General features: G+C 60.7%; 16 protein-coding genes. 7 read left to right on the forward strand and 9 right to left on the reverse strand.

Features of this window, described 5'->3' with window-relative positions; translation table 11 throughout:
* Window positions 1-191 precede the first annotated feature (191 nt).
* Complete coding sequence (locus tag ACZYZ4_RS18975) at window positions 192-629, reverse strand: DM13 domain-containing protein (RefSeq protein ID WP_463863333.1); 438 nt, start codon at window positions 627-629, stop codon at window positions 192-194.
* 345 nt (window positions 630-974) lie between these two features.
* Between ACZYZ4_RS18975 and ACZYZ4_RS18980 the strand changes: the two genes are divergently transcribed.
* Both ACZYZ4_RS18980 and ACZYZ4_RS18985 read left to right on the forward strand, forming a co-directional pair.
* On the forward strand, window positions 975-1307 hold the full coding sequence (locus ACZYZ4_RS18980) for a PadR family transcriptional regulator (protein ID WP_463863334.1): 333 nt from the start codon (window positions 975-977) through the stop codon (window positions 1305-1307).
* Window positions 1304-1978 carry a hypothetical protein gene (locus tag ACZYZ4_RS18985; protein ID WP_463863335.1) on the forward strand — a complete coding sequence of 225 codons (675 nt, stop codon included), beginning with the start codon at window positions 1304-1306 and terminating at the stop codon, window positions 1976-1978. Before ACZYZ4_RS18980 ends, ACZYZ4_RS18985 begins: the two co-directional genes overlap by 4 nt.
* Window positions 1979-2157: 179 nt before the next feature.
* Here the strand turns inward: ACZYZ4_RS18985 and ACZYZ4_RS18990 are convergent, their stop codons facing one another.
* Complete coding sequence (locus tag ACZYZ4_RS18990; RefSeq protein WP_463863336.1) at window positions 2158-3033, reverse strand: alpha/beta fold hydrolase; 876 nt, start codon at window positions 3031-3033, stop codon at window positions 2158-2160.
* A gap of 989 nt (window positions 3034-4022) precedes the next feature.
* Here ACZYZ4_RS18990 and ACZYZ4_RS18995 point away from each other — a divergent pair.
* Complete coding sequence (locus tag ACZYZ4_RS18995) at window positions 4023-4442, forward strand: hypothetical protein (RefSeq protein ID WP_463863337.1); 420 nt, start codon at window positions 4023-4025, stop codon at window positions 4440-4442.
* A 236-nt stretch (window positions 4443-4678) separates the two neighbouring features.
* Here ACZYZ4_RS18995 and ACZYZ4_RS19000 read toward each other — a convergent pair whose 3' ends face one another.
* Window positions 4679-5167, reverse strand: a complete 489-nt coding sequence (locus ACZYZ4_RS19000) for a DUF6326 family protein (protein WP_463863338.1) — start codon at window positions 5165-5167, stop codon at window positions 4679-4681.
* A 97-nt stretch (window positions 5168-5264) separates the two neighbouring features.
* Entirely contained in the window at window positions 5265-6197 is a 933-nt protein-coding gene (locus ACZYZ4_RS19005) for an NAD(P)-dependent alcohol dehydrogenase (protein WP_463863339.1), read from the reverse strand.
* Window positions 6198-6322: 125 nt separating this feature from the next.
* Here ACZYZ4_RS19005 and ACZYZ4_RS19010 point away from each other — a divergent pair, with 125 nt between their 5' ends.
* Both ACZYZ4_RS19010 and ACZYZ4_RS19015 read left to right on the forward strand, forming a co-directional pair.
* Window positions 6323-6997 carry a TetR/AcrR family transcriptional regulator C-terminal domain-containing protein gene (locus ACZYZ4_RS19010; RefSeq protein ID WP_463863340.1) on the forward strand — a complete coding sequence of 225 codons (675 nt, stop codon included), beginning with the start codon at window positions 6323-6325 and terminating at the stop codon, window positions 6995-6997.
* A 152-nt stretch (window positions 6998-7149) separates the two neighbouring features.
* A complete protein-coding gene (locus ACZYZ4_RS19015; protein ID WP_463863341.1) occupies window positions 7150-7725 on the forward strand; it encodes a recombinase family protein in 576 nt (191 codons plus the stop codon).
* A 154-nt stretch (window positions 7726-7879) separates the two neighbouring features.
* Here ACZYZ4_RS19015 and ACZYZ4_RS19020 read toward each other — a convergent pair whose 3' ends face one another.
* The 5 genes from ACZYZ4_RS19020 to bla all read right to left on the reverse strand — a co-directional run bounded on the left by ACZYZ4_RS19020 (window position 7880) and on the right by bla (window position 11047).
* Window positions 7880-8236: a YciI family protein gene (locus ACZYZ4_RS19020; RefSeq protein ID WP_463863342.1), complete on the reverse strand. Its 357-nt coding sequence runs from the start codon at window positions 8234-8236 to the stop codon at window positions 7880-7882.
* Between the two features lie 279 nt (window positions 8237-8515).
* Window positions 8516-8962, reverse strand: coding sequence for a mycothiol transferase (locus ACZYZ4_RS19025; protein ID WP_463863343.1), 447 nt, complete (start codon window positions 8960-8962; stop codon window positions 8516-8518).
* Window positions 8959-9360, reverse strand: coding sequence for a VOC family protein (locus ACZYZ4_RS19030; protein WP_463863344.1), 402 nt, complete (start codon window positions 9358-9360; stop codon window positions 8959-8961). Before ACZYZ4_RS19030 ends, ACZYZ4_RS19025 begins: the two co-directional genes overlap by 4 nt.
* A gap of 696 nt (window positions 9361-10056) precedes the next feature.
* Complete coding sequence (locus ACZYZ4_RS19035; protein WP_463863345.1) at window positions 10057-10311, reverse strand: YciI family protein; 255 nt, start codon at window positions 10309-10311, stop codon at window positions 10057-10059.
* Window positions 10280-11047, reverse strand: a complete 768-nt coding sequence (bla, locus tag ACZYZ4_RS19040) for a class A beta-lactamase (protein WP_463863346.1) — start codon at window positions 11045-11047, stop codon at window positions 10280-10282. Before bla ends, ACZYZ4_RS19035 begins: the two co-directional genes overlap by 32 nt.
* 262 nt (window positions 11048-11309) lie before the next feature.
* On the opposite strand from bla, the gene ACZYZ4_RS19045 reads away from it, so the two are divergent.
* Together ACZYZ4_RS19045 and ACZYZ4_RS19050 are read left to right on the forward strand one after the other, a co-directional pair.
* The gene (locus ACZYZ4_RS19045) at window positions 11310-12194 is read left to right on the forward strand and encodes a LysR family transcriptional regulator (RefSeq protein ID WP_463863347.1); all 885 of its coding nucleotides are present in this window, start codon (window positions 11310-11312) and stop codon (window positions 12192-12194) included.
* Complete coding sequence (locus ACZYZ4_RS19050; RefSeq protein ID WP_463863348.1) at window positions 12191-13099, forward strand: serine hydrolase; 909 nt, start codon at window positions 12191-12193, stop codon at window positions 13097-13099. The genes ACZYZ4_RS19045 and ACZYZ4_RS19050 overlap by 4 nt, the downstream gene beginning before the upstream one ends.
* The last annotated feature ends 367 nt before the right edge of the window (window positions 13100-13466 follow it).

Here is a 13466-nt window from a genome sequence, read left to right on the forward strand (position 1 = left end):
ACTGGGTTGCCCAGGAACTCAACGACCGGCCACGCAAAAGACTAGAGTTCAAAAAACCGATCGAACTGATCGAAGGACTCCTGTTGCAATGACCGCCTGAATCCGCCGAACCCTCTACGAGACATGTCTTATACGGAATGGGATCCGTTTAAATGCCGCCGGCACCACGGCCACTGCAGTTCTGTACAGCTTTACGAGGGCGGCGTTTCTGCAAGGTTGGCCGTCCCGTAGGCGACTCTGTCCGGGAAGTTGTAGATGACGACGCTTCTAATTTTCGACGGAAGTGCGTCCCACATCCTGGTGTTCAACTCGTATTCTTGAGTGCCCGACGCCAGCTTCAGGTCGGCGATGACGTGCAACTGGCTGGACGTCAGCCCGAACTCTCCCTCCGCATTCGGGCTCAGCGTTCCGGGGCTGAAAACCACGGTCAGTTCTCCGGCATCCTCCGTTGAGAAATCTTTCAGTTCCAGCGTCGCCGCTGACTCAGTCACACGTATCGTGGCGGTGCCCGTAGTTGCGAAGCCTTGCGATTGGAATGTACCTTCGAGGACTACCGACGGTGGCAGGAGAAGCTGTTGCAGCGGCAGGAGCCGGCCCGCCGGTGGTCTGTCCGGGTTCCGCGGGAACATCAGAGTAGGTACGACCGGCAACGGCTACAGCAATAACACCACCGGTCAGCGCCATTCGACTTGTTTTCAACATTCCCCCAAGGTTTGTTCTCCCGGAACCTTACCCCACGGAGAGCGGCGACCCAGAAGCGTCCAATGATCGCAGCCGACCTGCGAAGTAGCTACTCGAGCACAGCACAGAGTTGGTCCTGTCAGCATTCGGGGGTGACAGGTCCCCTTCCGTAAGCCAATCCATGCAGGATCCTCAACAGGACGACTTGTGCTGCACCAGGCGCGCTTCTTGGTGGCGTTGTGGCATGTTCTATGCGGACTTGACTTCTAAATCTATATAGATAGGTTTAGCTCATGGAACGTCTGGCCCGAGTCACTCCCTCTACTGCACTGGTCCTTGAATCCTTGCTGTCGGCAGAAAGCGTATGGGGGCTCCAGATCGTAAAGGAGACCGGAAAAAAGCCGGGGACCATTTATCCGATTCTGGATCGCCTCGAATCGGCCGGCTGGGTGCGGGGTGAATGGGATTCCACGGCGAATCGCAAAGGACCCCGGCGGCGCTACTACCGACTGGTGGCTGAGGCTCGTCCATTGGCGCAGGGGTACGTCAGGGTCCAGCAGGCAAAGACCCCTTCTGCTTCGCGGCCGTCGCCGGCGATGATTGCGGGCAAATGGTGCGCGGCGTGAAAGGCGAGGCGGTTGTCCTTGCTGTTTGTGTGGCATTGACGCCGCAACCGCTTCGGGCTGTTCGAGAGGAGCAGTGGAGAGCGGACCTTCGGGACGGCCCAGGGATGGGGATTTCATCCTCTGCTCTGCTGTTCGGAGCGGTTTGTTCGTCAGTGACTGCCAGATTCTATGAGTTGATACAGCGCGGCAGCATGGTGCTGTCGCGTTTCACAAAGGGGGAAAACATGAAACTGGTATTTGGCGTGATGGGTGCCGCCGTGGTCCTTGCTGGAGGCGCCTTCGTTGGTATTCAAGCGAATGCGCAGCAGGAGCAGGCACCCTTGGTCAAGGCACCAATGGAGAATCGACCAATCGGTGGCTACGAGGGCTGGTGGAACTCGACCCCGGTATCGGGAACCGCCGAGGGACTCCCTCGGGAGACAGTGTCCGTGAACACGCGTACAGGCAAGATCGTAGATGCTTTTAGCCGTTCGTTGAACGAGGCAGGAAAAGCCACTAACGTCTCTGATGTCGACTTCACCGTTACTCCGGACATCGAATGGCCCGCAAAATCGGTCGTCATTATCGATACCGCCTCCGGGGAAGTGATTGAGAGTTTCCCGGTCGACGATAACGGCGCCCCCATCATGGACGCATCAGGAAATTCCCTCCGGGAAAAGCCCAACTATTAGGACATCAGGGACATCCTGACAAGGCTGGCTTATGTGTAGTGGCGTTCCAAGGACTATCGACTCCTCAACGCAAAGCTGACCCATCCAGACGGACAAGTGAGGCCTGCGCGGAGCCCCCGTCAGAGGATGCTCTTACAGACGCTAACCACTACTGTCGTGCGGGTTGTACCTCACGCGACCTAATGGCCCGTCAGCGTGATGGGTTGGTATGAGGTACCTGTCATCGTCCAGTCGCAAATGCCCTCGTTGATTGCGTGCGCCAGTTCCTGCGGAGCGGTCACGTGCGCCAGATGGTCCTGGCCTGCCAAGATTGTGACACTCTCGACGTCCAAGGTTTCCTTGAACATGTCAACGCTCGGCCCGTAGGGTGGGCGGTTCCTGCTCAGCTCGCCTGCGATCAGCGTTGTAGGAGTAGTCCATGATTGTGGGGCGGTGAGAACGAATTGGTTGATTGCCTGTAGCTCGGCACCGGCCGGTTCTGTTAGCTGCATGAGCTTAGGCCACGCTGGGCCAGCCCGGAGTGTCTGAACGTGTGCTTGGGTATAGCCGGAGAGATCAACATTGATGATTTCGACCGCAGCGTCAAGGTCGCCGGCGCTAATGGCTGCCGCCACGAGCGGCAGCGCCTCGAGGCCGAACGGGTGTGCGACCGGCTCGTACAGGACGAGCGAGCGAATATTGGCACCTTGTCGAATAGCCTGAACCGCTATGAGGCCGCCGTAGCTGTGCCCAACTAGGTCAACCGGACCCTCAAGAGTCGATAGCCAGCGCAAGAGGTCCTGCACCTCCGTCTCGACTCCATACCCTTCACTCAGGGGAGCGCTCGGGACGCGTCCTCGGCGATTGAGCACGAAGACTGGACGCTCCGGCGCTATTTTTCTGGCGACCTGCTTCCAGGCAAAGGCATCCGCGATGACCCCGTGCACGATTACGATCGGGACTCCTTGTCCAGGACGGGCAAGTGCGGTGAGTGTTCCGTCCTTAGATTCGACCGTCACCGCGCTGAACTGCCCGGTAGTACCAGGATCATCCATTCTTTCCCCCATGTTGGACATCCCTCCATCCTCGTTGTCCAATAGCTCTTCCACCATTCCTAAGACATCGGTACTGCGTCGTGTGCACCCAGCGACACCAAGATGAGTAAAGCGAAGCGACCGGCTCTCGTAGTACGCAGTATGTGTTCGGTGGAGGATCCCTCAACGCACTCGAGTCATTCCGTGGCGTCAACCACGTGGAAGTAACGATGAAGCGTGTCAAAAGCCCTCGGTAGTTGGCGGTCTGCGACCTCGGCGACTCTGCTGCGGACATAGTCCTCGACGTCGGCACGGTGAAAGCGATCTTGGATGAGGGCTAGGCGTTGGTTCCCGCGCCTGAATCGTTGGTCCGGCTCCTCAAAAGTCGGGGAACAGACCCTAAGCCAGAGTTCATCTGCAATGGGGTCTGTAGCGGAGGACAGAAGGTAGCCGAAGCGGCCGAGTCGCCGAGACAGTCCCGCGAGGAGCCGGTATTCCAGAGCTAGATGCGTCGTAAAAACCGTGGCCCAGGCATCACTCTTAGACCAAAAGACGTTCCTGAGAAGACCCGTTTATCCTCTTCCTCAGTGGTCCACTCAGGGAAGGGACGGTACTCGCATTCCTCGTATATATCGGCGATCTTGATAGGCATGCCACCATCATCCGTGATTGTTGAAGACTGTCCGCTGAAGGATCGGCTTACGGACAGTGCAACCCTTCTCCCATCTGACAGGTCAGTCGGAACGCAAGAGTTCTAGGACGCAAAGGACGCGGAGGTTTGGGGCACCTTTCCGGTGATCTGTTTGGGAGAGTGGCAGGCTTCGAATGGGCCTCGAACGGAACTACGTGCACGTACTCGAACTCGTTGTTAAAGACCAGTAAAGGGTTCCTCCGCCATTCGTGGCCTATGCTGGCAAAACCGTCGGATTTTGGGTGGGGGCAGATGTGAAGCGATGTCGAGTTCTCGGCGTAATCGCAAACGCCAACGTCCTACCGGACTCGATTTCTGTCATCCGTGAAGAGTGTTGTCGTTGACCAGAATCCTGATCGTTTCTTACATCGTCATCGTGACTTACGCCGTTGGCTATTCCGGGCGATTCAGACTTCCTATGATCGTTCGTCCGGGTTCCCCCATCCACAGATTCCTGGGAAAGGTGAATCTTGTCCTCCACGGCTGCGCCATAGCGATCGCACTCACCCTTCCGTCTCTAACGGACTTCCAGGGCACAGCAATCTTGTCGTACCTTTCGGCGCTTTTCGTGGCGTTATCACTCGCTATCTACCGCTGGCGTCCCCTTAGCCTCTACGTGATCGTGTTTCGCCCGCAGGGAAAGCGGGGCAAGCCAAAGGCGGAACAAGCCCGCACCCCGTGGCCGTACGTTTGGCTATGCAGCGCCGGCTACGTCCTGATGCTGATCTACATCCAGACCATCTTCGGACGCTACTGGTAATGCAGGCTGTTGCTCGCTTTCAGCCGCAGTAGTTGACCTGTGGGGATGGTTTGAGGTTGCCGGCGTCCGGTGAAGGATCCCCAACTGGGACGCATGTCGATTAACCGGACCCCGTTCAGCGGCGGACACCGGACCGTTCGTGAGCAGGTTCTCCGCGCATACCGCGACTGAGCTGGTCACGGTCGGCCCGGTGTCCGCGGCGGCGGGCTTCACGCCGTAGGACTTTACACGGATACCTACTGTCGAAGGTCCTGTCGAAGGTCGGTCGTCGCGGGACCGGCTGGGACGGCGGGGGTGCGGGGCCAGGTCCAGGCGGAGCGCAGGATGAAGGCCAGGATCAGCACCTCGACTCCGATGGTGAGGCCGTAGTAGAAGGCCCATTCCCAGGACGCCTCTGCCGCGTTGAACACGCAGACGGGGATGTACAGCGATGCCACGACGAGGTTCGTGGCGCGGTTCACACGGGCGGGCAGCGTCATGGAGAGCATCACCATCAGGGTCGGGATCGCTATGAGCGCGAAGAAAATGGTCAACAATGTCCCGCTGATGTCGAACACAAAGATGTCGCCACCCCGAATTTCGTCGATTTCGCCGGGCTGGTAGAGGTGGAAGTAGTCGATGTAGATGACGAGGAACATGAAGCTGGTCCAGGCGGCGGCGAGCTTGGCCTGCACGGGGATCGGCGGGTTGTCGAGCAGGTTTGGGGTGTTCGTTCGGATGGTCATCGTTTTCTTCTTTCGGGAGGAGTGGTCCGTCCGCCGGAGTGGCGGCAGGTCTGGGCGTGCATACGTACGGGTTGGGTCGTTCTCGTCGGTCCGGTCGTCAGACGGTGATCACGACCTTCCCTCGGGTGTGGCCGGCCGCGACGTAGCGGAGGGCGTCGGCTGCTTCGTCGAGGGGGTAGGTGCGGTCGATGACGGGCGTGACCTGCCCGGTCGTGAGCAGGTCGGCCAGGGTGAGCAGGTCCTGGCGCTTCCCGACCGACAGGAAGGGCTTCAGCTGCTGGCGGGTGAACCCGGACAGCACGCGCGCTTTGACGATCCGACTGATGGGGCCGAGCCAGCGGCCGCCGCGTCCGCTGTTGGGGATGAGGGTGCCGGTGGGCGTCAGCGCTCGGCGGACAGCCGCCAGGGGCTGGGCTTCCACGTTGTCGAGGATGACGTCGTAGCGCTTCTCGTTGCGGGTGAAGTCGGTCCTCGTGTAGTCAACGACGTGGTCGGCACCGAGCGACCGGACCAAGTCGACGTTGCGGGTGCTGCACACACCCGTCACCTCGGCGCCAAACGCCTTGGCGATCTGTACGGCGAAGGAGCCCACGCCGCCCGACGCGCCCGTGACCACGGACACGAGGTTGTCCGCCGGGACGCAGGCGTACTCCGCGAGCGTTCCAGCGGTGCTCCAACCGAACACCTCGTCGCCGGGGCGGAGAGCGGTGACATCCTTCCCGACCGCTGCCACCACGCCGGCGAGGTCCCTGCCAGGGATGCCGTGGCGCGGCCGGCGGAACCCGAACGCCAGGCGCACCACGTACGGTTCACCGGTCATGACGAAGTAGTCGCCGGGATGTACCGAGGCCGCGCCCACCTGGACGAGCACATCGCCTCGACCGGGCAGCGGTAGCCCTAGCTCGGACGACTCGAGCACCGAGGGCGGGCCGTAGCGGTGCTGGACGGCGGCCTGCATCGTCGCGGCCCCGGCCGGACTCGCCCCCAGCACCAGGCGTGCTCCGGCATTCGATCGCTGTTCGCTTCCCACAGAGGTCTCCTCACGTCCGAGCTGCGACTCTCGCTGGCTCGTACACCGTACGTCGTACGCTGTACTATGATCGTGATCGTACGATGTACGAATGTCAAGCGTTCGAGAGAGCGAGAGGAGATTCCATGTCTGCGAGGGAACAACGCCAGGTCGCGTCAGACGCGCGGCTGAGCAAGCAGCGGGTGGTGGTCGAGGCGGTCCGGCTCGCCGACCGCGAGGGGGTCGACGGGCTGAGCATGCGCCGGCTGGCTGCCGCGCTCGGCGCGGGCGCGATGTCGCTCTACCACTACGTGGCGAGCAAGGAGGAGTTGCTGGACGCCATGATCGACATCGTGTTCGAGGAGATCGAGTTCCCGCCCGAAGAGACCGACTGGCAGTCGGCGATGCGACGGCGGGCGGTATCCGCCCGACAGGTTCTCGCACGCCACCGGTGGGCGATCGGCCTGCTGGAGTCGCGGACATCGCCCGGGCCCGCGAACCTCCGCCACCACGAAGCGGTCACCGCCTGCCTGCGGAGGGCTGGCTTCCCGGTCTTGATGGCGACGCACGCCAACTGGTTGCTCGACAGCTATGTCTACGGTTTTGCCCTGCAGGAAGCCAGCCTGCCGTTCGACACAGCCAATGAGTTCGCGGACATGGCCGAGGACGTCTTCCTGCCCCAGCTTCCTCCTGACGAGTTCCCCTACCTCAACGAGTCCGCCGCGGCGCTCGTCGCTGCCGGCTACGACCCGGCAGAGGAGTTCATCTTCGGCCTCGACCTCGTCCTAGCCGCCCTCGAGCCCCTAAGAGCCTCCGCATAGCGACGCTCACGAACCGTGCCCGTAAGCCGGTCGATCACCGTGCCGCGGAAGGCCGCCGCCACGTTCCGCACAGTTGCTGGCCGAGGCTATGTACGTAAGACCCGCACGATCAAATGCACGGTGATGGGGGGATTACTGCAACCATGTTCCCTATGCCTGGAATGAAGATCGGTTATGCCCGGGTTTCAACGAACGACCAGGACCTCACCTCCCAACGCAATGCCCTCTTTGCTCTGGGGGTAGAGGAGGCCCAGATCTTCGTCGATCACGGACTGACGGGAGCGAATCGGGTGCGCCCTGGGCTCCGTGAAGCGATGGCAGCGTGCCGAGCCGGCGATACGCTCGTGGTGACCAAGCTCGACCGGCTGGCGCGCTCCCTTTCTGATGCCAGGGACATTGCTGACGAGCTGACGGCCAAAGGGGTAGTGCTTAGTCTCGGCGGCGACAGCCACGACCCGACTGACCCGGTAGGCCGACTGCTGTTCCACGTCCTGGGGATGGTTGCCGAGTTTGAGGCGGATCTGATCCGGATGCGGACTCGCGAGGGCATGGCGGTCGCAAAAGCGAAGGGGCGGCTTAAGGGCAAGCAGCCCAAATTGTCAAAGACGCAGCGGAAGCACCTTCTGACCCTGCACGACGCCGGCGAGCATACGCAGGCCGAACTGGCCGAGCTGTTCCGGGTGTCACGGACGACGGTGTACCGCGAGCTCCAAAGGCGCATCATCTGAAGACCGACGCGGCGCCGATTGCTTGGAACGCCAGATAGCGCTGCAAAAAGAACGCCATTTAGCGTTGCGATTCACATCCTTCGATCCTCATCGACACGACGGCCGTGTCTCGAAAAACTGTTGCTTTTCGAGGCAGCATGCAACGGAACATCGTCTATTTGTTTTGGGCCGTGATGCCTCCGCTATGTACGGGACGGACTTCGACGCCGCCAGTTCGAGTGCGGACCGCTGGGTTCAAACGGGCGATCGACACTGCTGCATCGAGATCAGGAGCCTCTATGACGTAAAAGCCTGCTACTAACTGGTCGGCTTGGACGAACGGTCCTGCTGCTGTGCTGTGTCGGCGGATGGATACCGCATTAGCTCGAGGGGTCAGGGCATAAGCGAGCGACATGCTGCCTGAGGCTGAAAGGTCCTTTGCGTGTTGGTCGTTCTCTTCGAGTTCGGCCTCTGCTGCGTCGACAGCATGGAGGGACTCGTCTGCATAGATAAGGATGGCAAATTGCGGCATTGTGGGGGTCCTTTCGTGAAGGGTTGATCGGCCAGTCGGGCCGGTGGCTGCAGCGTCTCTGGTGCAGAAAATGCAGTGGAGACGGCGAGGGGGCGTCGGCAGGTCCACCAGTGCAGATGCTCTGGCTTTGCGACATCTGCGGGTGGGAGAGGAGGTTTCAGGTGGACTCCTACTTCGGATGGTCGGGTTTACGTGGCCCGAGTGCCAAGTTGCGAAGAAGTTCCCTTCGTTCGTTTTGGGCGGTGGATCAGTTGACGACGAGATTTTGGTGTCCGTCGATCAGTTCGCGCACGATGTCGAGGTGACCTGCGTGAGTGATGACTCTGAAAGCACGCGAAAGACGACCTCGCGCCCCTCACGCATCGGTGGTGCGGCGAACTCGCTGGCCGGGGGCCACCAGCGAGGTGGGTCATTGAGGTCGGCTTTCGCAAGGATTCTGTTGTTTCGCCGAATCTCGTGCTTATAGATCTTGACCGCTTCGGCGCCGGTCATGGGTCGGGATGCCCAACCGTTGTGAAGGGCTGCGATCGCCTCGGGGTCGCCGCCAAGAACGGCCGAGATCCAAAACATCTCATCGTCGAAGGCGAGGTGGTTGAGAAGGCGTGTCATCGTCCACCCTGATGGGACCAGCGGCCGACTCATCTCGACTTCGGTCACCCCGTCCACGGCGTGCAACACATGATCGCGTTCGCTTGCGAGTTGTTTAAGCAGCAGCTCGTCGCTCATGCCTGAGGCTCGTATCCGATGAGCCAACGAAGGCCGTGGCGGTCAGTGACCTGACCGTCTGAGGCGCCCCACGGCTCGGGAGCCAACGGGTCGATCGCCGATGCGCCGATGCAGAGCTTGTCGAACCACTCGTGGAGGATCGCCGGTTCAGCTGTTCCCAGCAGTGAGAGCATGAGGCCTTCGAATCGCACGATCTGTTCTCCTGCCGGCGCGTCGGATCCCGCCAGGGACACGTCACCACCAAGGACGCCGTGAGCTATAGCATTTGGCGGGCCGTCGGTCTTGCCAAAATCCTCGTAAGAATGCAGGGACAACTCGCCCCCGAAGATGTCCGCGTAGAAGCTTAGCGACTCCCGGGCAGTTCCTGGGAAGCTGATGTAGATGAGAGGTGCAGCCATAGTGAGCACTCCTAGTCTGTGATGGAAACGGTTAGACCAAGTGGTAGGTCCTCTTCATAGACGCGTTTGGTCCTAAGGTTCAGATTCAAAAGCACTCAACATCGTGCAGGGCGGGCCAGACAGGATTGTTTCCATCGCCGTGGAGGACCAGGGTTCCACCTGTGCCCCAGGACAACTCGTATTGTCCGTTTTCGATAGGGCGAACGCCGTCGTCAGCTGTCCAGGAACCATTGCGCCATCCAATGCCTAGATGGTGCACGGCGTAGAGCTCGCCTTGACCTGCCATGAAAAATGATGCCTCTCGAACAACCGCCTGACACCCGTTCGACCCAGCCGGTGTTAACACCGTGTATGTAACGCTATACGCAGCATCCCCCAACATTGCGAGTACACACCCCGTAACGCCCAAGGATGTGAGTGCTTGGACAGTGAAGACTCGCGACCGCGAGCTCCCGCGCAACGCCCCCTCGCCTTTGACCTTGGCGCGGATTCGCCGGTCCAAGAGCGTAAGCACAATTGACGTGACGCATAGAACGACGCTGATTCCCCATGCGGGGACGACCACATCACGGAACACAAATATCAGTCCACTCCAGCCCAGTACGATGAGCACCATGGCGGAAAGGCCACATAAGGCGATTACAGGACCAAGTTGCCCCGCCGCAGAGTGAACGAAGACATGCCTACTGGATCCCATTAACGAACCGCGGGGTTATGGGTCGATCCGACGTATCTCGATCGGCCATAGTGATGCCTGCCGGCGATTTCCACCGCGCGTTCCATGTCCTCACAGTCAACGATGTAGGATCTGGCCACGAACTCCTGGGTCTCCAGGAAGGGACCGTCAGTCACCGTGCACCTGCCAATTTTGAATTTGATATGACGAGAGACCGGCAGGACCTTCCGGGAGAGCCGATGATCAAAGGAGCTCCCCGAAAACGAGTTGGCCAACGCGCGCCACGACAGCGTTGTTGTTCATCGCATCCGGATCGTCTGTCTTGGTCATCACGGCGAGTGTTAGGGGAGGACGCTCATCCGACCACACAACACCCGCGTCATTCACGACTCCGTAATCACCAGCACCTGTCTTGTCGGCGAGTTCAGCTCCAGGTGGCACAACCGCCCCCAGCCGCGGGCCAGCTGTGGTGTTGCGGAGCATCCAACCGCGAAGACGGGCCTGCCCGAGCGTACTCAGCGCGTCGCCCAGCAAAAGCCCTTCGTAGAGTTTGTGGATATCTGAAGGCGTGCTGGTATCACGAAGGTCTCCAGGAAGGGCCTCATTGAGCTCCGGTTCCCAGCGGTCCAGACGGGTGGAGTCGGCACCGAGAGATCGCGCATATATGCCAATCTGCATAGGACCTCCGATGAGTTCGAGCAGGAGATTACCAGCCGTGTTATCGCTGAAACGCAGGGCAGCGTCGGTGAGCTCCTCCACACTCATGTCCCGATCCTCGTCGGCAGCGCAAATTATGGAGTTCTCCACAATCTGATCCTCACGGAACAGAATTCGGCGCTTCCAGAACTCATTGTCGTACGCGTGGTCGCGCAGCAGTCGGGCAACAGCAAGAGTCTTGAAAAGAGAGCACATCGGAAACGTGTCACTGCCTCGGTATGCGTAGGAGGGTTGCCTCTGTCGGCCCGCGGCAATTCCAATCGTGACACCATGCGCCGATTCGAGGTCGGCCATTGCCCGGTCGAGACGCCGACGTACGCCCATCCCTGTCCCGGGCGACTTCTCCCGTGCGAAAGCTGTGTCTCCCGTAGCGGCCATTGCAGCTGCGAGCACTCCGCCTGCACCGAGCGAGAGGAACTTACGACGGGTCGAGTCAAAAGGCCGATCTTGCGTCTGGGAGGTATGAAGTTGCATCATGCAGCCAGTCTGAATGGAAAGTCTGACTCGCTCAAAGCCTAAAATGACAATATTGATGCATTAGCGGCATAGTTGAGGGATGGATGTGCTCAGCGGTACGCGCGCGTTTGTCGCCGTCGCTCGCCGGCAAAGCTTCTCGGCCGCCGCGCAGGACGAACGGACAACCCAGCCCGTTGTGAGTCGCCGAGTAGCTGGCCTCGAGGCCCACCTTGGCGGAGCGCTGCTCGAGCGGAGTACGCGTCAGGTGAGTCTGACGCCCCTCGGCGCGGCACTTCTCGGACATGCACAGGCCCTGCTGAGCGCAGAACGATCGCTTCTCGATGCTGCAACCTCCCGTCGTCGTGGCACGGTCCGGCTCCTCGTACCGTGCGATCTTGACCCCGCGCGGTGGGCGGCCCTTCGATTGCGCGCGCTCGGAGTGGGCAGGGACCTCGAAATTGAGGAAAACGACCGGGAACGGCGTACTTTGAGGTTTCGACTCGGGGAAGCGGATGCTGCTCTTCTCCCGGTCGAAACCGCACGTGCAGACTGGGTGGTGCCGCTCGGTTTCGCCCAGGCTACTGATCGGCTCAGGCCGCTTACACTGGCGGCTTTGCGTCCAACCCGCGCTCTTGGGCCACTCGCGGCTTCGCGTCTGGTAGTAATGCCTGAGGATGCATACCCACAACTTCTATCCGCGTTAAGAGAGTCCGCTGCGGAATCGGGTCTGGCAGCACATCAGGTTCACGAGTCCCCAAGCGTCATCAGCGCCCTGACAGGAGCGTTAGCAGGCGACGACTGGATCCTCTGCACCCGAGAGCAGGCGGCCGCATGGCACCTGCAATGGTTCGAAGTGGGTGAACCGACAGTCGCACGTGCCTATCGGCTTGAGTCGCGCACGCCAGATGGCAGGAAGTTGTTCGATGCGACTCTTCAGCGGGAAATCGCCGCGGCGCTCGGAGCCGTAACGCGGGAGCAATCTTGACTGTCTCGGCGCACGACGCCGTAACGAGCGCCCTGCGCCGGGCAGAGCACGTGCTCGAAGCCGCGGGACTTTCGGGGTCCCTTCTCGTGCGTAACCTCGACACAGGCCAGGAGCTCGCGCTTGACGCCGATCGGCCCTTCCCCCTGGCGTCTGTTGCCAAGCTGCCACTCGCAGCGGCCGCGCTCGACGCCGCTCAGCAGGGTGAGCTCGATCTCAGCACACCGGTGCGCATCGATGACGCGAGCCGGTCTCAGGGCGGTCCCGGCATTGCCCGGTTTACCCACCCTGCCACAATCGCCCTGGGGGATCTCATCCGGCTTGCGATAGAAATCAGCGACACCACGGCCGCGGATGCAATTTTCCGAATCGTCTCCCCGCACGACGTTACAGAATGGCTCCAGCGCCTCGGCACGAGCGGCATCGTCTTGCGTCATCCAATAGGCGAACTCTACACCTCGCTCGCAACGCAAACCGTAGCCCGCGATGCTGCTACGGTGCACTCCCTCGTCGTCGCGGCTGACAAACAAGGGCACCCCTCTCCGTTGCCCCAACTGGACATCGAGCGGGCTAACGCCGGCACCGCGCGGGGGCTCGCAGATCTCCTGCAAAAGACCTGGGACGGAAGCATCGGCGATGCGGTGGCGGCACCTCTGCGTGGGATGCTCGCTGCAAACGTATTCCGACACCGCCTCGCACCGGATTTTTCAGCTGATACATCGATCTGGTATTCGAAAACGGGTTCCTTCGTCCATCTCCGTCACGAAGCAGGCGTCGTCGAACACATAGGCGGCCAGACTTTAGTCGTTGTTGCGCTCACTCGCAGTCGGGTGGCGGCCGTGATCCAGCCGTCCGCGGAGCAGGCGATGGGTCACGCTGCGCGCATCCTCCACGATGAACTTGTTTAGTCACTCACCACACCCCGCTGAATATTAAACCAATCGGTAAACCGATCTTTCTGCCGCGGATCTAGGGTTGGAGACGTCCTTACCTGGTATATGGCCATGCATCACTGCATACGAGTTGATCAGAACTCCCAGGCATGATTGAGAGCATGGACGATCGCTATGGCGCACAGCAGGCAGCAGCACGCGTACCCCACGAAGTCCTTGGGGTGGGTGTGCGAGGTGGGCTATGCCTTGACCATCGATAGCAGGCAGGGGACTGCCCCCGGTTTTGTTGACTCCTTGACCTAGCGAGCGAGTGCTCGTGGAAGGATGTTGACCATGCCCACGGCTTATGGGGCGGAGTTCCGCCAGGATGTTATTGATGTTG

This window comes from Pseudarthrobacter adonitolis, assembly GCF_055412845.1.